Source organism: Rodentibacter caecimuris (assembly GCF_001019715.1).
In the GTDB taxonomy this organism is placed as follows: domain Bacteria; phylum Pseudomonadota; class Gammaproteobacteria; order Enterobacterales; family Pasteurellaceae; genus Rodentibacter; species Rodentibacter caecimuris.
Genome location: NZ_BBXJ01000001.1, coordinates 2,362,429 through 2,385,528 on the forward strand (window position 1 = coordinate 2,362,429; position 23,100 = coordinate 2,385,528).

The window sequence follows — 23,100 nt, forward strand, 5'->3', positions numbered from 1 at the left end:
TTGTGTAAATAAAGTGCGCTTAGTAAAACTTTCGTTTTTCCGACCGCACTTTTAACCATTCAAAATAGAACGTAAACGATCCAACTGACTTTGTGTCTGCTGCTGTTTTTGTTCCGCTGTCAGTTTAGGTTTATCCCGTTCCCAAAGTACATCATCGTGAGGTAATTCTGCTAAGAATCGGCTAGGTTCCGGACGAATAAGCTCACCATATTGACGGCGTTCACGACATAAGGAAAAGGTTAATGCTTTCTGTGCCCGCGTGATCCCCACATAAGCCAAACGGCGCTCTTCCTCCACATTATCTTCATCAATATTGGTTTGATGCGGCAAAATCCCTTCTTCCATCCCAATCAAATACACATAGGGAAATTCCAAGCCTTTCGAAGCGTGCAAGGTCATTAATTGAACTTGGTCGCTGTCTTCGTCATCTTCTCCCCGCTCTAACATATCTCTTAAAATTAAACGGGTAACGACTTGATTAAGGTTCATCGGTTCGTTTGTTTCATCGCCTTTCAGCATATCCGCCACCCAGTCAAACAGCGTGGCAACATTTTTACTCTGCATTTCTGCGGCTTTTGGCGTTGTGGCATATTCATACAAATATTCTTCATAATGAATAGCAGACAGCATTGCACGCACTGCGCTCTCCGGTTCCGAACGTTGCACTTCATCGTTTAATTCCACCACCCAACGCCCAAATTTTTGTAGTGCGTCATAGGCTTTCGGTGTCACCCGTTGAACAAGTTCAAACTCAAAAATCGCATCAAACAAGCTAATGTGTTTTTCCTGTGCAAGCTCCCCTAGTTTTTGCAGCGTTACCGTACCAATTTCACGTTTGGGCGTATTTACGATACGTAAAAATGCCGCATCGTCATCTTGATTCACCACTAAACGCAAGTATGCCATCATATCCTTAATTTCCGTTCGGGAGAAAAAAGAAGTGCCACCGGAAATTCTATAAGGAATGCGATTTTGCATCAGCACTTTTTCCAATAAGCGAGATTGATGATTGCCACGATACAAAATGGCGTAATCCTTATATTTTGTCTTGCGGCTAAAACGATGGGCAATCAATTCGGCAACAATACGCTCAGCCTCATGTTCTTCATTTTTTGCTTCAATCACCAGTAATTTTTCACCTTCACCGATATTTGAGAACAATTTTTTGTCGAATACATGTTCATTGTTATCAATCAAAATATTGGCGCAATGTAAAATACGTTGGGTGGAACGGTAGTTTTGTTCTAATTTAATCACTTGTAAATGCGGAAAATCATCACGCAAACGCACCATATTCTCCGGTCTCGCGCCACGCCATGAATAAATAGATTGGTCGTCATCCCCCACCACAGTAAAACAGGCACGATCCCCGACCAAGAGTTTAATCAACTCATATTGACTGGTGTTAGTGTCTTGATATTCGTCCACCAACAAATAGCGAATTTTTTCCTGCCATTTTGACCGCACTTCTCCATTTTGTTTGAATAACAAAGTGGGAAACATGATCAAATCGTCAAAATCCAACGCATTGTAGGCTCGAAGTTGCTCGGTATAACGTTCATAACATTTGGCAAAGGTTTGATATTTCGCCTCCCGAGCTAAGGAAAAAGCTTGCTGAGGTGAAACTAAATCGTTTTTCCAGTTGGAAATCACAGAAATTAATTCACGCAGCAGATCTTTGTCTTCTTTCAACACATCTGCTGTGAGTTCTTTTAACAAGGCAAATTGATCATGTTCATCAAACAATGTCATATTAGCTTTGAAACCTAACGCCTTGTATTCCCGTTTGATAATGTCAAAACCGAGAGTATGAAAGGTAGAAACCGTCAAACCTTTGGCTCGTTCTTTTCCAATGGAATGCGCCACCCGCTCTTTCATTTCTCGGGCTGCTTTATTGGTGAAGGTCACCGCTGCAATATGTTTCGGCAAATAACCGCACTTTTCAATTAAGTGGGCAATTTTATTAATAATGACACGGGTTTTGCCGGAACCTGCACCGGCAAGCACCAAGCAAGGGCCGGTAACATATTCCACCGCCTGTTGTTGTTGGGGATTAAGTTTCATCATTAGTCATTGCGCCCATACAGAGGGCAGTAAAACGGTATCTAATAAAAAGGACAGGGGCAAATCCAAAATCGGTAAGCCCCATTTTTTCGCCATTTCCAGATCATAGGCGACACCGGCATAGGCAGTATAGTCTTCCGAAGGATCAACCAATTTCACCACTGTACCACAGCCGGATAAGACAAAAAGTGCGGTTAAAATAAAAGCTATTTTTCTCATCGCGCTTGTAAGGCATTTAACACTGTCGTTGGGACGAGCTCGGTCACATCACCACCGTGCAAATAAATTTCACGCACGATAGTGGATGAGACAAACGCCCATTTTTCATCAGGCGGGAAAAACATCGTTTCCCCCCCTTTGGTCAGTAATCGGTTTAATGCCGCCAGTTGAAGTTCGTATTCAAAATCGGTTGTCGTTCGCACACCACGGATAATCGCAGCAACATTACGGGATTTAATAACATTCGCCAATAAATCGGAAAAGCCGAATACATTAACATTAGGTAGATGTGCGACAGATTGACGAACCAGCTCAACACGTTCGTCTAAAGAAAACAATGGCTTTTTACTTGGGCTATTTGCCACTGCCACCAAAACTTTGGGAAAAATGACCGCACTTCTTTCAATAATATTCAGATGCCCATTGGTAATAGGATCAAAAGTGCCCGGGTAAATCACCGTTGTCATACTTTACGCTCCAAATAAGGCTTTAATAAATCAAATAAACGTGATAATGCGCCGCGATTTTCCATTAATACTTCATAACCGGCATGGCCTAAACGCAAACGGGCTTCTTTTGAGCTAAGCAATGCTTCTACCGCTCGTTCTAATGCCTTAACAGTTGAATTAACCTCTAATACCCCTTGCATTTCAACAAGTGTTCTAAAAACTTCCGGAAAATTAAAGGTGTGCTTTCCGCTAATCACAGGTATTTTAAATGCCAACGGTTCAAGCGGGTTATGCCCACCGTGTTTGACCAGACTTCCCCCCACAAAAGCAATGTCAGAAATACCATACATCAACATCATTTCTCCCATTGTATCGCCTAAAATCAGCTGAGTATTTGCATTCGGCAATTCACCGGTCGAACGACGAATAAATTGAAACTTTTCTTTTTGGATCAATGCGGCTACCGAGTTAAATCGTTCAGGATGGCGCGGTACGAGCAATAAAAGTAAATCAGGATATTTGTCAAGCAGCTGACGATGTGCCTGTAAAATAATCTCTTCTTCCCCCTCATGCGTACTCGCAGCTATCCAAATTTGACGTTTTTTTGCCCATTGGTCACGCAATATTTGAATTTGTTCAAGTAGCGCTTGGTTAACTGTTAGATCATATTTAATATTACCCGTCGGTTTAAGTTTATCTTGAGGATAACCCAATTCAAGAAAACGTTTCTCGCTAATTTGATCTTGCGGAGCAATCAAACTAATTTGAGACCACATATTTTGTAAACGAGCTCTCACTTTGCCGTAACGTCTGGCTGAACGGGAAGATAAACGGGCATTTGCCACAACAAAGGGAATATCACGGCAGTACAGTTGTCGGATTAAATTCGGCCACAGCTCGGTTTCAATAACAATACAAAGTTTTGGTTGAATAAAATCAATGAAACGATTAATTGAGTAGGGTAAATCATAGGGTAAATAACAGTGCGTTACGCTTTCACCAAAAGCCGCTTTAACCCGTTCGGAGCCGGTTGGCGTGACAGTAGTAAAGGTAATCGATAAATCAGGGTAATCCTGTTGAATCCGACGTACTAAAGGTGTTGCTGCAATCACTTCACCGACAGAGGCGGCATGGATAACAATGCCATGAGGTGCCGGTGCGACTAAGTGATGATAAAAACCGTAACGCTCTCCCCATCTTTTCCGATAATCCGGCGCTTTAAAGCCACGCCCCCACATAAAAAGCAGAACTAACGGCTGAATCAAATACATTAGACAGGTATAAAAAAAACGCCACATAAATTAAATTCGGTTATACTTGAAAAAATTTTCAGTAGTATAGCAAAAAAGGAATCAAAATATGCCAACAATTAGCGTCGCAATGATTGTAAAAAACGAGGCACAGGATCTTGCACTATGCTTAGACACAGTGAAAGATTGGGTAGATGAAATCGTCATTTTAGATTCAGGTAGTACCGATAATACAAAAGAAATTGCGCTAAGCTATGAGGCAAAATTCTACGAAAATACCGACTGGCCCGGTTTTGGCAAACAACGCCAAATCGCACAACAGTATGTCACTTCCGACTATGTACTTTGGTTGGATGCCGATGAACGCGTAACACCGGAACTACGCCAATCGATCCAACGTGCCGTACAACAAAATCCAGAAAATACGGTGTTTGAAATCCCACGCATAAGCGAAGTATTCGGGCGTAAAATTCGCCATTCCGGCTGGTATCCGGATTATGTCGTTCGTCTATATCGCACTCATTATGCCGGCTACAACGATTCCTTAGTTCACGAAAAAGTCTGCTATCCGAACAATACCCGTGTTGAGCGATTAGCGGGCGATTTAGAACATTTCACTTATAAAAATCTTCATCATTACTTAGTAAAATCTGCCGGTTACGCTAAAGCTTGGGCGGATCAACGTCAAGCAAAGGGTAAAAAAGCCACACTTTGGCAAGGGGTCGCGCATGGGCTCAGCTGTTTTATAAAAATGTATATTTTAAAAGCCGGCTTTTTAGACGGGAAACAAGGCTTTTTGCTTGCAGTACTTTCTGCGCATTCTACCTTTGTAAAATATGCCGATTTGTGGGAAAGAGAACAACACTAAAAAAAGTGCGGTTAAAATCAACCGCACTTTTCATTTCTAATGATAAAAACTAATTTTTTGCAGCCTCTGCCGCTTTCACGATCACGGCAAATGCCGGCGCTTTAAGTGACGCCCCACCCACTAACGCACCATCAATATCCGGTTGAGTAAACAATTCCGCTGCGTTCGCATCATTTACAGAGCCACCATATTGAATGATCACTTGATCTGCTACCGCTTGAGATTTGGCAGCAATATGACCGCGAATAAAGGCATGAATGGCTTGTGCCTGCGCCGGAGTAGCAGACTTACCGGTACCGATTGCCCAAATTGGCTCATAGGCAATCACTGCGCCATTAAACGCTTCCACGCCTAACGCATTAATGACGGCATCAATTTGACTCGCGCACACTTCTTCGGTTTTACCTGCTTCATTTTCTGCCTCAGATTCACCGATACACAACACCGGGACTAAACCTGCTTTTTTTAATGCATCGAATTTTTTCGCGATAAATTCATCGCTTTCTTTGTGATAAGTACGACGCTCGGAGTGACCGATAATAATATATTTCGCACCAAAATCTTTTAACATTTCCGTTGAAATATCCCCGGTAAATGCACCTTGCACATTTACATCGACATTTTGTGCACCAAGCGCGATTTTACTGCCGGTTAGTGCGCTTTCCGCTTCCGCTAAATACATCACCGGAGGAGCGATTGCTACATCACAACCGTTCACATCAGCGAGTTCTACTTTTAAATTTTCGATTAATTCTTTGGTAAACGCTTTGCTACCATTTAACTTCCAGTTACCCATTACTAAAGGACGACGTGCCATTTTTATTTCTCCATATTAATTAAATAAATGCGGTTACTATATCAAATTTTCGCCTTGATTCTTTGTTCAAAATCATAAATTTGAAAATTTTTTTGCTGAGCGCGTGATTCTTCAGCGTGAAAAAGCTACAATCTACGACATAGAATCAATAAAAATTAACCGATTTTATTAAAATGAAGATTTTTAAAGCAGAACAATGGAATATTGAGGTACTTTTACCCCTTTTTGAACATTATCGTCTCGCGCATGGAATGACGGAAAATCCTGACCGCACTTTAACGTTCTTAACCAACCGTATCCGCTTTAATGAAAGCCTCTTCTTTATTGCTGTCAATTCACAAGATGAAGCCGTAGGGTTTATCCAGCTTTATCCACGCCTATCATCACTACAATTACAACGTTATTGGCAGCTGACTGATATTTACGTTGTTAATTGCCCTCAACAAACCGATATTTATGCAGCTCTGATTTCCAAAGCAAAGGATTTTGTGCTTTATACCCAATCAAATCGTTTAGTGGCAGAATTGGGACAGGAGCAACATGAACTATTGGAACAAGAAGGTTTTAAATTAAATCCTAAAAAAAGCCTATTTGAATTGACTTTGTAATGTTTACAGATCTGCAATCTTACTGGGGTTATTTGCGTATTGAACGCCAAGTCAGCCCTCACACTCTCAGCAATTATCAACGTCAGCTTGAGGCAGTGGTAGCACTGCTTGTAGAACAAGGTATTCGAGATTGGCAACAAATTACACCAAGTGTAGTGCGTTTTATCTTAGCACAAAGCAAAAAAGCGGGACTTAAAGAAAAAAGTCTGGCTTTGCGTCTATCCGCCATACGCCAATTTTTTAACTATTTAATTCAACAGGGAAAATTAAAGGTAAACCCTGCTATCGGCATTTCAGCACCAAAACAAAGTAAGCATTTACCCAAAAATATCGATGGTGATCAGGTTCAACAATTACTTGCCAATGATAGTAAAGAGCCCATTGATATTCGTGATCGTGCCATTTTGGAATTAATGTATAGTTCAGGCTTACGTTTATCGGAATTACAAGGGTTAAACTTAAATAGTATTAATACTCGCACTCGTGAAGTACGGGTTTTGGGAAAAGGAAATAAAGAACGTATCGTGCCTTTCGGACGTTATGCCTCCCATGCGATACAGCAATGGTTAAAAGTGCGATTATTATTTAATCCAAAAGATGAGGCCTTATTTGTGAGCCAGTTAGGGAATCGTATTTCTCATCGTTCTATCCAAAAACGCTTGGAAACTTGGGGGATTCGCCAAGGGTTAAATAGCCATCTCAATCCACATAAACTTCGCCATTCCTTTGCAACCCATATGTTGGAAGCCAGCTCCGATCTCCGTGCAGTGCAAGAGTTGCTCGGTCATAGCAATCTTTCAACAACTCAAATTTATACTCATCTTAATTTTAAGCACCTTGCCGATGTTTACGATCAAGCACATCCTCGTGCGAAACGTAAAAAGTAAAGTGCGGTTGATTTTAACGTTATTTGTGAAAATGAAAATTTGATATCTTTCAAAACTGTATTTTGGCTAACTAAAAATGTATAAAGAACATTTTCTACATATAACAAAAACCCCTGAACCTCTCGATTCAGGGGATGATATAATTAAAATCCGGCAGTGCCCTACTCTCACATGGGGATACCCCACACTACCATCGGCATTACAGCATTTCACTTCTGAGTTCGGGATGGATTCAGGTGGAACCACTGCACTCTCGCCGCCGGGATAATTCTTCGATAACTTCTTCTCTTCAAGTTTTATCTTGTTCTATCTTTTTATCTCGTTTTATCTCTTTTATCTTTTTCATCTGTTCTATCGGATACAAGCTGATGACTGATTACGGTATACTTTAATTCGTTGTACTTCACACTAGCCACCCAAAAACACTTGAGCGTTGTATAGTTAAGCCCCTCGGGCAATTAGTATGGGTTAGCTCAATGTATCACTACACTTACACACCCCACCTATCTACGTCGTCGTCTCCAACAACCCTTACAGACTCTAAGTCTGGGAGAACTCATCTTGAGGCAAGTTTCGTGCTTAGATGCTTTCAGCACTTATCTCTTCCGCACTTAGCTACTCGGCAATGCGTCTGGCGACACAACCGAAACACCAGTGGTGCGTCCACTCCGGTCCTCTCGTACTAGGAGCAGCCCCCCTCAATTCTCCTACGCCCACGGCAGATAGGGACCGAACTGTCTCACGACGTTCTAAACCCAGCTCGCGTACCACTTTAAATGGCGAACAGCCATACCCTTGGGACCTACTTCAGCCCCAGGATGTGATGAGCCGACATCGAGGTGCCAAACACCGCCGTCGATATGAACTCTTGGGCGGTATCAGCCTGTTATCCCCGGAGTACCTTTTATCCGTTGAGCGATGGCCCTTCCATTCAGAACCACCGGATCACTATGACCTACTTTCGTACCTGCTCGACTTGTCCGTCTCGCAGTTAAGCTTGCTTATACCATTGCACTAACCTGACGATGTCCGACCGTCATTAGCAAACCTTCGTGCTCCTCCGTTACTCTTTGGGAGGAGACCGCCCCAGTCAAACTACCCACCAGACACTGTCCGAGACCGCGTTCCGCAATCTTCGTTAGAACACCAAACGTTAAAGGGTGGTATTTCAAGGACGCCTCCACAATCACTGGCGTGACCGCTTCAAAGGCTCCCACCTATCCTACACATCAAAATTCAATGTTCAGTGTCAAGCTATAGTAAAGGTTCACGGGGTCTTTCCGTCTAGCCGCGGGTACACCGCATCTTCACGGCGATTTCAATTTCACTGAGTCTCGGGTGGAGACAGCCTGGCCATCATTATGCCATTCGTGCAGGTCGGAACTTACCCGACAAGGAATTTCGCTACCTTAGGACCGTTATAGTTACGGCCGCCGTTTACTGGGGCTTCGATCAGGAGCTTCTCTTTCGATTACACCATCAATTAACCTTCCAGCACCGGGCAGGCATCACACCCTATACGTCCACTTTCGTGTTTGCAGAGTGCTGTGTTTTTAATAAACAGTTGCAGCCAGCTGGTATCTTCGACCGGTTCACCCTTCACCCGCTAGGGGCTACAAGCTACGCCGGCGCACCTTCTCCCGAAGTTACGGTGCTATTTTGCCTAGTTCCTTCACCCGAGTTCTCTCAAGCGCCTGAGTATTCTCTACCTGACCACCTGTGTCGGTTTTCAGTACGGTTTAATAAAGCCTGAAGCTTAGTGGCTTTTCCTGGAAGTGTGGTATCAGTTACTTCAGCCCCTTGAGGCCTCGTCATCATTTCTCGGTGTTAATAAGCGCCCGGATTTGCCTAAGCACCCCACCTACCAACTTAAACGTGCATATCCAACAGCACGCTAACCTAACCTGCTCCGTCCCCACATCGCAGCTTTACCAAGTACGGGAATATTAACCCGTTTCCCATCGACTACGCTTTTCAGCCTCGCCTTAGGGGCCGACTCACCCTGCCCCGATTAACGTTGGACAGGAAACCTTGGTCTTCCGGCGAACGGGTTTTTCACCCGTTTTATCGTTACTTATGTCAGCATTCGCACTTGTGATACGTCCAGCATACCTCCCGATACACCTTCATCCGCTTACACAACGCTCCCCTACCCAACAGGATTAATCCTGATGCCGCAGCTTCGGTGCTATGTTTGAGCCCCGTTACATCTTCCGCGCAGGCCGACTCGACTAGTGAGCTATTACGCTTTCTTTAAATGGTGGCTGCTTCTAAGCCAACATCCTAGCTGTCTAAGCCTTCCCACTTCGTTTCCCACTTAACATACACTTTGGGACCTTAGCTGGCGGTCTGGGTTGTTTCCCTCTCCACGACGGACGTTAGCACCCGCCGTGTGTCTCCTGAGTATCACTCTTCGGTATTCGCAGTTTGCATCGGGTTGGTAAGCCGGGATGGCCCCCTAGCCGAAACAGTGCTCTACCCCCGAAGGTGTCCGCTCAAGGCTCTACCTAAATAGATTTCGGGGAGAACCAGCTATCTCCCGGTTTGATTGGCCTTTCACCCCCAGCCACAAGTCATCCGCTAATTTTTCAACATTAGTCGGTTCGGTCCTCCAGTTAGTGTTACCCAACCTTCAACCTGCCCATGGCTAGATCACCGGGTTTCGGGTCTATACCTTGCAACTAATCGCCCAGTTAAGACTCGGTTTCCCTTCGGCTTCCCTATTCGGTTAACCTTGCTACAAAATATAAGTCGCTGACCCATTATACAAAAGGTACGCAGTCACCCTTTCAGGCTCCCACTGCTTGTACGTACAAGGTTTCAGGTTCTATTTCACTCCCCTCGCCGGGGTTCTTTTCGCCTTTCCTTCACAGTACTGGTTCACTATCGGTCAATCAGGAGTATTTAGCCTTGGAGGATGGTCCCCCCATCTTCAGACAGGATATCACGTGTCCCGCCCTACTTATCGTAAGCTTAGTACCGTCAGCGTGTTTTAAGATACGGGACTATCACCCCCTACGGTTGAGCTTCCCAGCTCATTCTCCTAACACACTGACTATCACTTACTGGCTCTTCCGCCTTCGCTCGCCGCTACTCACGGAATCTCGGTTGATTTCTTTTCCTCGGGGTACTTAGATGTTTCAGTTCTCCCGGTTTGCTTTTCATTACTATGAATTCATAATGAAATGATGGATTCTTCATCCATCGGGTTTCCCCATTCGGATATCTTGGATTAAACGCTTCTTATCAACTCATCCAAGCTTTTCGCAGATTAGCACGTCCTTCATCGCCTCTGATTGCCAAGGCATCCACCTTGTACGCTTAGTCACTTAACTATACAACCTCAAATGTTTTCAGCCTGCCTACTCAGTCAGGCCTACATCTTGAAGCGAATCTTTAATTCAACTAAACACTTGACTGCCTTTTTTCAGTCAAGATTTTTCTACTCAGACTTCCTCTATTCCTTTCGGAACTTAAAAGTCTCTTCAGTTTTCAGCTTGTTTCCAATTTTTTAAAGAACAGAAGATAATTCGTTAAAGTTATCTTTCATTGGCGTCCCCACGGGGATTCGAACCCCGGTTACCGCCGTGAAAGGGCGATGTCCTAGGCCTCTAGACGATGGGGACAACAATAAAAGATACCCTTTTACTTATCTTTACGCAGACTATTTGAGTCAATTAGATGTTGCTCTTAAGTCACGGACTCTTCACTACGTTGTTTACAACATATCAGCCAATCTGTGTGGACACTTACTATAGCTCGTTCGGTAAGGAGGTGATCCAACCGCAGGTTCCCCTACGGTTACCTTGTTACGACTTCACCCCAGTCATGAATCATACCGTGGTAAACGCCCCCCTTACGGTTAAGCTATCTACTTCTGGTACAACCCACTCCCATGGTGTGACGGGCGGTGTGTACAAGGCCCGGGAACGTATTCACCGCGACATTCTGATTCGCGATTACTAGCGATTCCGACTTCATGGAGTCGAGTTGCAGACTCCAATCCGGACTTAGACGTACTTTGTGAGATTCGCTCCACATCGCTGCTTCGCCTCCCTCTGTATACGCCATTGTAGCACGTGTGTAGCCCTACTCGTAAGGGCCATGATGACTTGACGTCATCCCCACCTTCCTCCGGTTTATCACCGGCAGTCTCCTTTGAGTTCCCGACCGTATCGCTGGCAACAAAGGATAAGGGTTGCGCTCGTTGCGGGACTTAACCCAACATTTCACAACACGAGCTGACGACAGCCATGCAGCACCTGTCTCAAAGCTCCCGAAGGCACTCCCGTATCTCTACAGGATTCTCTGGATGTCAAGAGTAGGTAAGGTTCTTCGCGTTGCATCGAATTAAACCACATGCTCCACCGCTTGTGCGGGCCCCCGTCAATTCATTTGAGTTTTAACCTTGCGGCCGTACTCCCCAGGCGGTCGATTTATCACGTTAGCTACGGGCGTCAGAGTTAAACCCCAACCCCCAAATCGACAGCGTTTACAGCGTGGACTACCAGGGTATCTAATCCTGTTTGCTCCCCACGCTTTCGCACATGAGCGTCAGTACATTCCCAAGGGGCTGCCTTCGCCTTCGGTATTCCTCCACATCTCTACGCATTTCACCGCTACACGTGGAATTCTACCCCTCCCTAAAGTACTCTAGATTCCCAGTCTGAAATGCAATTCCCAGGTTAAGCCCAGGGCTTTCACACCTCACTTAAAAATCCGCCTGCGTGCCCTTTACGCCCAGTTATTCCGATTAACGCTCGCACCCTCCGTATTACCGCGGCTGCTGGCACGGAGTTAGCCGGTGCTTCTTCTGTGACTAACGTCAATCAGCTTGGCTATTAACCAAACTGCCTTCCTCATCACCGAAAGAACTTTACAACCCGAAGGCCTTCTTCATTCACGCGGCATGGCTGCGTCAGGGTTCCCCCCATTGCGCAATATTCCCCACTGCTGCCTCCCGTAGGAGTCCGGGCCGTGTCTCAGTCCCGGTGTGGCTGGTCATCCTCTCAGACCAGCTAGAGATCGACGGCTTGGTGAGCCATTACCCCACCAACTACCTAATCCCACTTGGGCTCATCTTATGGCAAGAGCAAACGCCCCCTTTAGTCCAAAGACTTTACGCGGTATTAGCTGCAGTTTCCCGCAGTTATCCCCCTCCATAAGCCAGATTCCCAAGCATTACTCACCCGTCCGCCACTCGTCAGCAAAGAAAGCAAGCTTCCTTCCTGCTACCGTTCGACTTGCATGTGTTAAGCCTGCCGCCAGCGTTCAATCTGAGCCATGATCAAACTCTTCAATTCAAAGTTCAATCGCTCAATAAACTGCTTAGCTATTAATAAACACTACTATAAAAGTAATAATGAATTTCTAGTTTAAGCACCTATTAAGACTTCAAAATTAAAAATATTTTCAACAAGTCTATTAACAAGTGCCCACACAGATTGTCTGATTCGTTGTTAAAGAGCAAAAAATAACGACGCACCGGCAAATCTTCTTACTTCACAACAGCGCGTCGTTGTGTGGTGCGCATTATAGGGAAATCTAAAATCAATGCAAGCACTTTTTTGCAAAAAATTTGAAAAAATGATCCTTTGATTAAATCTCCTCCAAATCGGATAATTTTCGGCTTAATCTTGGTTATTTCTCCAACCGATTAATCCGTTGAGCAAATTCCTTTACTTTCTCCCAATCCGTATATTCGATCTCTTTTGTTGTATCCGTCTCACCACCGGTGATTTTCATAATGAATCGGATCATCACACGATCAAACCATTTATAGCGTGGATATAATAATGCTCCCGCAAATACAGCTGCCAATTTAGGTTGCCATTTTGTGCGTTGTAAAAATTTACGCACATATACATTAGTTTCGGGGTTATCCTTACCTTCCTTGCGAGCAGTTAAATTAACGCTAAAAAATACAGCTCTTTTTTGCTCCAAATGCTCACGGTTACGCACAACAAAACGATCGAGGGTTTTACTAAAATGACCATAACGTATGGAAGCGCCAATAATAACCCGATCAAAGGTTTCAATATCATAATCCTCTCGTAAAGCATCGACCAGCACCTCACCATTTAAAAGTGCGGTTAAAAATTCCGAGATTTTTTTTGTTTGCCCATCATGGCTTGAATAAAGAATTAATGTTTTCATTACGCTTTCCAAAATGCAGGGGTAAATAAAGCTAACAGGGTAAAAATTTCCAAACGTCCGCATACCATTGCAACGGTTAAAATCCATTTTGCACTGTCGGGAATCGCCATCATATTGCTACTAACCGAACCCAACGCAGATCCAAGGTTGTTCAAACAGGCTAAGACGGCATTAAATGCATCGAAAGGTTCTACACCACAAGCAATGACCCCCAGTAAACAAACGACAAAGACTAAAAGGTATGCCGAAAAAAATGCCCAGATACTACCAATAACCCGTTCATCCAATACTGTTTTTCCCCATTTAATGGGATAGACTAAATTCGGATGCACAACACGTTTAAGTTCCCGTTTACCTTGTAAATAAAGTACTAATACCCTCGCTACTCGTAAACCGCCCCCGACAGAGCCGGCACAGCCTCCCATGAAAGATGCGAGAATTAATAACACAGGTACAAAAGACGGCCAAACAGTAAAATCTGACGTTGTATAGCCCGTTGTAGTAGAAATTGATACGGCTTGAAACAGTATTTGTTCAAAATCTTGCCAAGAGAATGAGAAATAACGGTGATTCCACATCACTAACATACATAGTGTAACCAATATTATTTGGGTACTGATAAAAAAGCGAAATTCAGGATCCCGTAAATAAATTTTGACAAAATTTTCATGTCCGGTCGTTGAAAACGCCCGAAAATGCAAGCCAAAATTACAGGCGGAAATCAGTAAAAATAAGATGGTTATGCCATTAATCAACGGACTATTGAAATGGCCCATACTGGCATCATGTGTCGAAAAACCACCAATAGATACCGTAGAAAAACTATGTGTTAATGCATCAAAGGGATCCATTCCCGCCAACCAATAAGTTAACGCACAAGAAATCGTCAGTGAAAGATAAATCACCCACAACATTTTGGCGGTTTCGGTGATCCTTGGACGAATTTTTTGCTCTTTCATCGGACCGGACATTTCCGCGCGATAAAGTTGCATACCGCCAATACCTAATAGCGGGATAATTGCAATCGCCAATACAATAATCCCCATTCCACCAAGCCACTGTAATAGTTGGCGATAGAATAACAAGGCTTTAGGCAGATTATCCAGCCCTGTCATTACTGTCGCGCCTGTTGTCGTTAAGCCTGAAAACGCTTCAAATACGGCAGATGCGACGGTTAAATGGAGTGTATCAAGCAGCAACAGTGGTAAGGTGGCTAAACCACCAAGTACAAACCAAAATGCCACCACAATCAGAAATCCGTCTCGTGAACGCAGTTCTTGTTTGTGATGGTGGCAAGGCCACCATAAAAGCGTACCAACCGTTAAGCTCAAGGCAAAGGCTTGCATAAAGGCTTTTCCACCACCGTCACCGTAGATTAATGCGACAAAAGCAGGAATCAACATGGCACAGGAAAAGCACATCACGAGAATACCAATGATTCGAATAATGGATAAAATATGCACGATTATTTACCTGCTTTCAACGGTTGAACGGTCAATTTACCTGCAGATTTTTCGGCCAGTTCTATTGAAAAAGGCTCAACCGTTTTTTCACTAATACCTAAAGTTAAATGAACTTGCACTTGAAAATCCTGCGATAAAATCTCAATTTGATATTTGTCACAAAGTAGCTGTACCAACCCCATTTGCCCATAATCACAATCTAATTGAAAAGGAATACGCTCAACTTTAATTTCCGTTTTCAGCTGTTTTAGTGCCTGTTGAACACCATTGCCATAAGCGCGAACCAAACCACCCGTTCCCAATAGAATTCCCCCGTAGTAACGAACCACTACGGCACTAATTTCTCCTATATGACTTCCTAATAAGGCACTTAACATTGGCTTTCCTGCCGTACCGGCCGGTTCGCCATCATCTGAAAAGCCCAATTGTTGTGAATCCGTCGGTTTACCTGCCACTGCCGCCCAACAATGATGTCTTGCATGAGGGTGAGCATGCCTGATCTTTGTCCAGAATGCTTTAGCTTCGCCTAAACCATTCGTATGTTGTAAGTAAGTGATAAAGCGGCTTTTTTTAATTTCTTCTTCAAAAACGACCGCACTTTGAGGCACAAAATATTCCGCCATTATATTTCTTCAGATAATTTGAATGGCGCTAGTCTATCACTGATGATAGGGATTTGTCGAAATTTCCCAATAAGTGGTATCATGCACCTTATTTTTTGGAAAGAGAAATCAATGCCTGAAATTACGATCTCCCAAACGCTTGATACTTTGGGTTTGCGTTGCCCTGAACCCGTTATGCTAGTGCGTAAAACAATTCGCCATTTAAACGAAGGCGATGTGCTATTGATCCTTGCTGATGATCCTGCCACCACGCGTGATATTCCCAGTTTTTGTCAATTTATGGATCACCGCTTGCTGAGAAGTGAAGTGGAAACAACTCCGTTTAAATATTGGATAAAGAAAGGGAAATAACAATAGGTGTAGATTCTCCGAATGTCCAACAATGATAAAAGCTCAGGAGAAATAGAATTTCCCCGTGCTAATTTAAAATATCCACTCAAAATTCAGCTGTATTTCACTTTGTTTGTAGCTATAAACATAATCGGCATTACTGTGATTACGCGTATGTTTTAGCACAAAATTCGGAGTGATACCTTTAAAACTCCAACTCGGTACTTTTAAGACGGTTAAATAGATTTGCTGTTTGTCTTTGCGGGTTAATTCGAGTGCAGCATGGTAGTCTTGATACTTATATTGTCGCAATAATGCTAAAAAAGTGGTATTTAATCCAAAATCAAATTGATGATTAAAACCTAAGCGAATGCCTTGCATACGATAAGATTGGGTATCGTCTGTTGTGCGGCGAGATGACCAATCAATGCCGCCGAAGAAGGTAGTTTGTGGTGTAAATAAATAATACCAAGTGCCGAATAAGGAGCTGATATCAGCTTTATTAAATGTGCTGTAATGTTGGCTATATTGAAGTTTTTTATGCTCGAATTGGAGATTCCAACTATGGCGCGGTGAAATAGTTTGCGTCCACTCAAAGTGCCCGCCCCAGCCGTGATAATAACGGTGATTTCCGAAAGTGTTGTATTCTAAGAGAGGAGCGACGGTAATATCTGTTTTAGCATGACGAAAACTGTATCCGCCATAGGTTTTAACGGTGTTTTCATTGTAGTCTCCCTGTTTCGGGTAAAATTGTCCGTAGCTGTTTAGGTAAAACATGAATCCGTGATTGCCGGTTAAAGACAGGCGACGTTGCGTATTAAAATCATAGCGCCAACCGTGGGCATTGAGCGCTTGTGGCGAGCGGCGATTAATCAGGCATTGATCTTCCTTATAAAGCAGGCAAACTTCCTTTTGTGAGGATTGATTAATATTTTGATGATATTGATAACCTATGGTAAGTGAATGTTGCCAGCTTTCCCGTTCTTGGAGCGCTTGTTGATAATCGTGAATAGTTAATTGTACGCCGTCCGGTAAGGGCTGGGCAGCGAGTTGCTGAAAAAGTGCGGTCGATTCTGTGTTCTTTTTATTTTCAAACAGAATTCGGGCAAGATCCAATTGACCGCGTAAAAAATCCGGTTCACTTTGTAGTAATGCACGGTAATATTGTTCTGCCTCAACTAAATCGCCACGTTCTCTGGCTAATGCACCTTTAGCAAACCAAACCAGCTGATCTTGATGATCAGGAAAATTTTCATATTGAGCGAGGAATTTTTCGGCATATTGCCATAGTTGGCGGTTTAATGCGATATATAAGGCTTGTCCGACGGCTTCAACATTGTTCTCCACATTAAAAGACTCGCCTTCTAAAGTGATTTCATTTTCCGATTGTTCGCTATTAATACGTTGTTCCTGCTGCTGTTGTGCTGATTGCTGAGAATGTTGTCGCCATAGTCTGAGCGCCTCTTGTTCTTGCACATTGGCTTGGGCGCTTGAACTGGTTAGCCAATAAAGCATTCCGATAGAAATAAAATGACGTTTTTTCATAAAAATCCATATTCGGGTAGAGAAAAAAGGGGAGAAGCCTCCCCCTAAATATAAAAGCGATAAAAGGCTATTTTTTCGTGCCACCGAAGGCCGTATCAAATTGGTTATTGCCGTTAAATTTGGCATAACCAGCTAAAGCCGCCGCATCTTTGCCGAAGAAATGCCCTTCAGTGAGACCTCGAACCTTACCATTAGCCGTTGCTACACCTTTAAAGCTAGCCTTTCCACTATCAATTTTGGCGTCATTCACCTTAACGGTTAATCCCGTTTTACTGATTGAACCGTTTAACGTATTTTTACTGAAATCAGCCGTGAATTGACCTTTTAACAGTTCTTTATCCAGCTCGGTATTTTTATTGATACCGGTTACGTCATAAATCGCGGTGCCGCCCGTCGGCATTTTTTCGGTTTTATTGTTTCCGGCATAATAAACTACGCGATCTTTATCAATATTTCCGTCTCTAGCTAACCATTCCCCATAATATAGTTCTTCCGCCCCCACTTTTTTAAAGGCGAAATTCCCTAGTTGATTATGGAAACCCGGCACCCATTTCGGCATATTATTCATTTTTAATACCACAACGCCGTTTTTATCGACGCCGCCAAAGGCTTTTAACCATTGGGTATTTTTAGTAATTTTGGTAAGAGATTGGAAGCTAGTAACTTTTTTGCTTACACCATCAACTATTACACCCGGTAATCCGGCTTGATCGGAGTGGAACCAACCGTTATGTGCAGCCGAACCTTTTTCAGGTAATTGTAATGCTGTTTTTTGACTAACACCGGAGGTTACAACTGCATTGGCAGAGGTGGTAGCAATAGCTAATGTGGCAAAAAGTGCGGTGGATAAAATTGATTTTTTCATGTTAGAATCTCCATGTTTTTTGTGGGAGTATCCCCACGATTAACAGCCATAGGTTTTTTATACGCAGAATGCCTATGGCTTCCTATCAAGCGGTAAAACGGTTGTTTGGTTGCAAAGTTTTACCGCTTTTCTCTTTAGAAGAAAAACGCTCTTCTAAAATTTTGCCGTTACCCCTAATTTAAAGGTTCTGCCCGGTGCCGGGATCATAGAACGGGTCATCGGATCTAAATAGTAACGATCAGTTAAATTGGTTCCGGTCAGCTCCATAGTAAAGTTCGGTGAAAATTGGTATTTAATATAGGCATCTACAGTTAATACCGGTTGCCATGACATCGGACGGTTCCAAATACCACCATCTAGAACTTTTAATTCCCATAGACGGTCTTCGTCTTTATTTTTCGCTTTGCTGTGATATAACCATCGGCTACCGATCTCTAATTTTCGATCTAAGAAGCGAGCGCCTAAATTTGAACTAATAGAGTATTTGGGTTGTAATTGGGTACGCAAATAGCCCCAAGCAAAACCACCGGTCATACAGGTTGGAACACGGAGTTGCACGGGATCCATTTCTACAGCGGTATTGGCATCACAAACTTTATTTTTTAGATGATATTCAATGCCTAGATCACCAAAATAATCGCCGTTATCATAACGGGCTTGCAATTCGACTCCCTCCAATATCCGTTTATCCAGTTGGACAAAACGAAAGTCAGTATTACGGTCAATAACGTCTTTAGTAACATTATGATAATAGTTCAATTTAATATCTGCTTTAGTCGGTGAATCGAAATAGCTGCTGAAATCATAAACATAGCCTAGCTCAATATTTCGTGCTTTCTCCGGTTTTAGTTTGGCGTTTTTAAAACGGGCGGAGGTATCCGCGCTGGCGGAAAAACCGACGGTGGTTTCAAAGATGCTCGGCATACGGGCATATTGGGTGTAACGCACATACACACGGGAATTATCAGTTAAAAATGCGGTGGCGGAAAATGCCGGTGAAAACGCATGACCCCGTTTTTTTTCTACTTTTTTGAGTTTATCTTCGTCTTTTAGTTTTTTGGCAAATGTGCCGGAATAGTATCGTTGATATTTATCCACTGTTTCGCCGGTAACAGGATGTTTGACTTTTTCATTTTTTAATGTGCCATTATAAAAAGGATTATCTTCCCGATGTAACCGCCCATCGGAGTGATAATATTGATCTATTCCCTTTCTATGGTAACGATAGCCGTCTTGAATATCATCTTCACCTGTTATTTTCCAAAACTCTTTACTCAATTTTTCTTCTTCTCTTTCACATGCTTCCGTTTTACACACTTCTGAATCAGGTCCAAATAGTTTTTTATTAATTTCATCATAGCGCTCCCATTCCTTTTGTGTCATCACTTCTTTATAGGAAATAGATTGGGCAACGTTTACTGTTGCCGGATAGTCAACTCCATCATAATGATAAGGTTTATAAAGCTCTCCGCTTGTGAGCAAATAATTTAAATAATCATCAAAAGACCAATATTCGTTATAACGTGCGCCGGCGGTCAGCATTAGCCAGTTGGTCGGACGGTAATTAAAGTTAAATGCGATGTCCCATTCCTGACGGCGACCGGCACGAGGCGGGCTTTCATAGGTACTGCTTGGGTTTGGTGTTGCGTTAAAGTGGCTACTGGTTAAACGTTCTTTTTGAAGCGCGGCAGAAATAGTAAGATCTAACTGATCGGTTAGGTTCATCGTATTGCTTAAATGAATACCACGTCGGGTATTGTAAGCATTGACTTGAGCCGCATTAACATAATTGTACTTTCCGTCAGTGTTTGGATTTTGTTTAACCAGCGGATCGCCGATTCTGGCCAAGCAATCACGATCAAGCACTAAAAACTCATGAGGATTGACCGCATCAGGGTTTACCGTTACACATTGAGTGGTCGCCAACGTCCAATCGACATCCTTAGATTTTGCTTCACGGGGATTACCGCCTGAAGTATTGGTATCGCTTATGGCGCGGGTGTACCAGATTCCTGCATTAAAATTAATCCAAGGATTATCAGGGTTATAGGCATAATCTAGATTAAATGCCTGTTGTTTGACTGTTGCCAGTGGCCATTGCGGGATATAACCGTGAAACTCGCTGAAATCAAGGCGGGAAGGCATAATTTCACCGTAGGTCATTTTGGTATGGCGATAGCCCATTTTGACGGTTTGTTTATCTGTCGGGCGGAGAGAACCTTTTAATAGGTAAGATTCCATGGCACTTGAGGTATTCGGAATTTCCGTATGCGGACGATAAATAGAAGCGGCGAACGGGAGATTTGGTTCGATTTGTTTTAAATCCCGCCCGGATTTTTCATCTATTACGCCTTCATATTTACTCGCACCGCCTTTACCGGCTAAATAGTTTCCTTTAGAGCGATAACCATAGGCGGCAAGTAAATCAAATTTTTCTTCTTTTACGCCGACAGCCAATCGCATTGCGTTATCTTTAAAATATTTGCCTTTCGTTTTTGGTTTTACCAGCGTAACGGAAGAAAAATCACCGGGTGTGCCGTCGCCGACGACACGATAATCCTGCCCCCATTTAAAGTCAGGAATCCGTTCTTTTACCGAATTATTGCTGGTTTCCAGTTTTAGTTCTACACCGACTTTCTGTCCGGGCTTAAGGATATCATCGACATCAATCGTACGCATTTTTACTGCGCCGCCAATCCCCGATTGATTGCCTGATGCCAAATCGGGGCCTTTTTCTACCGTAATACCACCGATTAAATTCGGATCAATATAGTTACGGTTATTCGCGCCGTTATAGCCCCGCCAAGTAGTCAATGCTTGTTCCGTGCCGTCAATCGTAACCGGAATCCGCCCTTGTCCTTGTACGCCGCGAATGTTGGGATCGACTGCGCCGCTATTACGTGCGTCACCACTATACACTCCGTTGAACTCTTGGAATAAATCGGCCGGAGAAGCGCCTTTGTAGCGTTCGATCGTTTCTTTTCCCGCATAGAGATTGGTAATATTGCGTTGATATACATCATCTTTACCTTGTTCGTCTTTCTGATCGGCAGTAGCTCTTACATCTATAACATCCAACTGCTCGGTAGCTGAGGCTTGAATAACGGAAATAGAGGCCAATCCGTATGCACTCATCAGTAGCTTTCTATAAATATCTTTGTTTTTCACTTAAGGCTCCTATAGATAGTAAATTTGCAATTTTTATTAATGATAACAATTATCATTAATAAAATTAAATATTACTGAATTACATTGGTAACTTCAATAAGCCATAACGAAAAATTTCAAATCGAATGTATCTATTTGATTAGTTTTTTCATAATTGTTGAAAAAGTGAATAGTTACTTGAAATGATATGAAATGAAGAATGAATGATAGAAAATGATGAACAATTACAAAAATGGACAAGGTATTTTTGAAACGAGCATAGTATTAACAAACGAAAACCTTGTTGAGTTTTCGTTTTAGATAATGAGCATCAGCCTAGTAGATTCATCTAAGTCCACCTATGGCAAATCAAATAAGTAATGAAACTTACACACCACCAGAGATCGACAATGTTACAATCTGAACCAAATATTTAGTATCTGCATAAATCCTACGATTCTAACCAAACTGTTTACCTAAACTAGGCAAAGCCTCCGTTTGATTTATTGTGAAGACAATGTAAAAACCAACCGGCTAGGTATTGAAGAGGCGATACTGCTGTACTTTTCCATTTCTGTTAATCTAGAGAGCTACTTTAGCTTCAAACCTTCAATTGCTTGAACAACTCCGCCTTCTTTATAAATAAAATCATATATTGAGGAAGCTCTTCCTTTACTAATTGCAGAGTGATTATTAATTATTTCAAAAAAATCATCAGAGTTATACTTATCTTTCTTGAGTAGTTCTTTCCATATATCTAAAACTATTTCTCTACTTTCGAGTTTTTCTAATAAAATATGTAAACTAGCACCACACATATAAACTGAGTTCTCAGAATTATTGTTATTCATTATAGTATTATTTTTCTTATAATAATCTAAGCAAGTATCCAAATAGATTTTCTTCAAAGATTCTACCTTATTTTTTTCGATATAATTCAAGTCCAACAAACTCATCATAGAAAAATATTCTGCACTTCCTTCATGTAACCAAGCCTTTCCCCTATGATTATGTTCATAAGAATTCCATATGTGAAATATTTCGTGTGAAATAAACATGTACATATTGTAATATTTTTTCTTATCTAGTTTTGATAAGTTTGATATGTTACATGATAAAAAATTATCTAAGGCATCCCCTTTATAATCAAATTCCCCTCCATCCTCAGTAAAATCAATAATTACTATGGGTTTTCTCTTAAAAAGGGCTCCAAAGTTATCACTGTAGTAATTGAAAATTCTCTTATATACTTGAAGAATATTATCTTTCAAGGCTTGATTTTCCAGACCAAGTATTTTTATAGGCTCTTTATCTCCCCAAAAAACAAACCTATCTCCTATAATATAATTTTTTCTTTCCTCTATAGAGAATTTAGGAAAGTCATCTTTCTTCTTATCTAGAAAAACGGATTTATCATATCTAATCCGCTCAAGAAATAAAAAATCTTTATATAATAAAAAATCACCATTACTATAAACCCTAATAGGATCGTAAAAATCCTTAGATACTTCAGGCTTTATATTAAGTGTAACCTTGAACTTTCCTTCTTCTGATTTTGTAAATGTTTTATCTTTTACTAATAAATTTTTATAGTGTTCATCCTCCCTAATTTCTTTGGCTTTAGATATAGTGTAATGGATAATGAGTTCATTTCCTTCTCTTTCTAAAATAATACTATTATCCTTTGCTGACAAAGGAATACTAAAAAATATCAAAAGCAGAAAAAAATTAGATGTTCTAAACATTAACGATAAACTCCACAAAGAAGAGTACTATTTTCAGTATAATCTAAGTTATTAAATTAATAAT

General features: G+C 42.1%; 16 protein-coding genes, 1 tRNA gene and 3 rRNA genes. 4 read left to right on the top strand and 16 right to left on the bottom strand.

Features of this window, described 5'->3' with window-relative positions:
* Positions 1-51: 51 nt before the first annotated feature.
* Genes rep through waaA form a run of 4 tightly spaced genes read right to left on the bottom strand, consistent with a single transcriptional unit; the run spans position 52 to position 4,030 of the window.
* Positions 52-2,064, bottom strand: coding sequence for a DNA helicase Rep (gene rep / locus PNEUHYL_RS11680; RefSeq protein WP_059368549.1), 2,013 nt, complete (start codon positions 2,062-2,064; stop codon positions 52-54).
* A 6-nt stretch (positions 2,065-2,070) separates the two neighbouring features.
* Complete coding sequence (locus PNEUHYL_RS11685; RefSeq protein ID WP_059368550.1) at positions 2,071-2,283, bottom strand: YceK/YidQ family lipoprotein; 213 nt, start codon at positions 2,281-2,283, stop codon at positions 2,071-2,073.
* Positions 2,280-2,750, bottom strand: coding sequence for a pantetheine-phosphate adenylyltransferase (gene coaD, locus PNEUHYL_RS11690; RefSeq protein WP_059368551.1), 471 nt, complete (start codon positions 2,748-2,750; stop codon positions 2,280-2,282). The genes PNEUHYL_RS11685 and coaD overlap by 4 nt, the downstream gene beginning before the upstream one ends.
* Positions 2,747-4,030: a lipid IV(A) 3-deoxy-D-manno-octulosonic acid transferase gene (gene waaA, locus PNEUHYL_RS11695; protein ID WP_059368552.1), complete on the bottom strand. Its 1,284-nt coding sequence runs from the start codon at positions 4,028-4,030 to the stop codon at positions 2,747-2,749. Before waaA ends, coaD begins: the two co-directional genes overlap by 4 nt.
* Positions 4,031-4,091: 61 nt before the next feature.
* On the opposite strand from waaA, the gene PNEUHYL_RS11700 reads away from it, so the two are divergent.
* On the top strand, positions 4,092-4,850 hold the full coding sequence (locus PNEUHYL_RS11700; protein WP_059368553.1) for a glycosyltransferase family 2 protein: 759 nt from the start codon (positions 4,092-4,094) through the stop codon (positions 4,848-4,850).
* Between the two features lie 49 nt (positions 4,851-4,899).
* Here PNEUHYL_RS11700 and tpiA read toward each other — a convergent pair whose 3' ends face one another.
* Positions 4,900-5,667 carry a triose-phosphate isomerase gene (gene tpiA / locus PNEUHYL_RS11705; protein WP_059368554.1) on the bottom strand — a complete coding sequence of 256 codons (768 nt, stop codon included), beginning with the start codon at positions 5,665-5,667 and terminating at the stop codon, positions 4,900-4,902.
* A 173-nt stretch (positions 5,668-5,840) separates the two neighbouring features.
* Between tpiA and PNEUHYL_RS11710 the strand changes: the two genes are divergently transcribed.
* Complete coding sequence (locus PNEUHYL_RS11710) at positions 5,841-6,275, top strand: hypothetical protein (protein ID WP_059368555.1); 435 nt, start codon at positions 5,841-5,843, stop codon at positions 6,273-6,275.
* Positions 6,275-7,162 (top strand): tyrosine recombinase XerC, encoded by an 888-nt coding sequence (gene xerC / locus PNEUHYL_RS11715; RefSeq protein WP_059368556.1) that lies wholly within the window; start codon positions 6,275-6,277, stop codon positions 7,160-7,162. The genes PNEUHYL_RS11710 and xerC overlap by 1 nt, the downstream gene beginning before the upstream one ends.
* A 148-nt stretch (positions 7,163-7,310) precedes the next feature.
* Here xerC and rrf read toward each other — a convergent pair.
* The 7 genes from rrf to PNEUHYL_RS11750 all read right to left on the bottom strand — a co-directional run bounded on the left by rrf (position 7,311) and on the right by PNEUHYL_RS11750 (position 15,404).
* A 5S ribosomal RNA gene (gene rrf / locus PNEUHYL_RS11720) occupies positions 7,311-7,426 on the bottom strand.
* 173 nt (positions 7,427-7,599) lie between these two features.
* Positions 7,600-10,497 (bottom strand): 23S ribosomal RNA (locus PNEUHYL_RS11725).
* Between the two features lie 215 nt (positions 10,498-10,712).
* Positions 10,713-10,788: transfer RNA gene (locus PNEUHYL_RS11730), tRNA-Glu, on the bottom strand.
* A 141-nt stretch (positions 10,789-10,929) separates the two neighbouring features.
* Positions 10,930-12,465: ribosomal RNA gene (locus PNEUHYL_RS11735) — 16S ribosomal RNA — on the bottom strand.
* Together the 16S, 23S and 5S rRNA genes with 1 tRNA gene alongside form the textbook arrangement of a ribosomal RNA operon.
* Positions 12,466-12,802: 337 nt before the next feature.
* Positions 12,803-13,318 carry a menaquinone-dependent protoporphyrinogen IX dehydrogenase gene (hemG, locus tag PNEUHYL_RS11740; protein WP_059368557.1) on the bottom strand — a complete coding sequence of 172 codons (516 nt, stop codon included), beginning with the start codon at positions 13,316-13,318 and terminating at the stop codon, positions 12,803-12,805.
* Positions 13,318-14,781: a TrkH family potassium uptake protein gene (locus tag PNEUHYL_RS11745; protein WP_059368558.1), complete on the bottom strand. Its 1,464-nt coding sequence runs from the start codon at positions 14,779-14,781 to the stop codon at positions 13,318-13,320. Before PNEUHYL_RS11745 ends, hemG begins: the two co-directional genes overlap by 1 nt.
* A gap of 2 nt (positions 14,782-14,783) precedes the next feature.
* Positions 14,784-15,404, bottom strand: coding sequence for a YigZ family protein (locus tag PNEUHYL_RS11750; RefSeq protein ID WP_059368559.1), 621 nt, complete (start codon positions 15,402-15,404; stop codon positions 14,784-14,786).
* A gap of 111 nt (positions 15,405-15,515) precedes the next feature.
* On the opposite strand from PNEUHYL_RS11750, the gene tusA reads away from it, so the two are divergent.
* The gene (gene tusA / locus PNEUHYL_RS11755; protein ID WP_059368560.1) at positions 15,516-15,755 is read left to right on the top strand and encodes a sulfurtransferase TusA; all 240 of its coding nucleotides are present in this window, start codon (positions 15,516-15,518) and stop codon (positions 15,753-15,755) included.
* Positions 15,756-15,827: 72 nt separating this feature from the next.
* On the opposite strand, the gene PNEUHYL_RS11760 is transcribed toward tusA, so the two are convergent.
* The 4 genes from PNEUHYL_RS11760 to PNEUHYL_RS11775 form a co-directional block, all read right to left on the bottom strand.
* A complete protein-coding gene (locus tag PNEUHYL_RS11760) occupies positions 15,828-17,279 on the bottom strand; it encodes a surface lipoprotein assembly modifier (RefSeq protein WP_059368561.1) in 1,452 nt (483 codons plus the stop codon).
* Between the two features lie 67 nt (positions 17,280-17,346).
* On the bottom strand, positions 17,347-18,144 hold the full coding sequence (locus PNEUHYL_RS11765; protein WP_059368562.1) for a Slam-dependent surface lipoprotein: 798 nt from the start codon (positions 18,142-18,144) through the stop codon (positions 17,347-17,349).
* A 153-nt stretch (positions 18,145-18,297) separates the two neighbouring features.
* A complete protein-coding gene (locus tag PNEUHYL_RS11770; protein ID WP_059368563.1) occupies positions 18,298-21,312 on the bottom strand; it encodes a TonB-dependent receptor domain-containing protein in 3,015 nt (1,004 codons plus the stop codon).
* Positions 21,313-21,881: 569 nt separating this feature from the next.
* On the bottom strand, positions 21,882-23,036 hold the full coding sequence (locus tag PNEUHYL_RS11775; protein WP_059368564.1) for a gluzincin family metallopeptidase: 1,155 nt from the start codon (positions 23,034-23,036) through the stop codon (positions 21,882-21,884).
* Positions 23,037-23,100 lie beyond the last annotated feature (64 nt).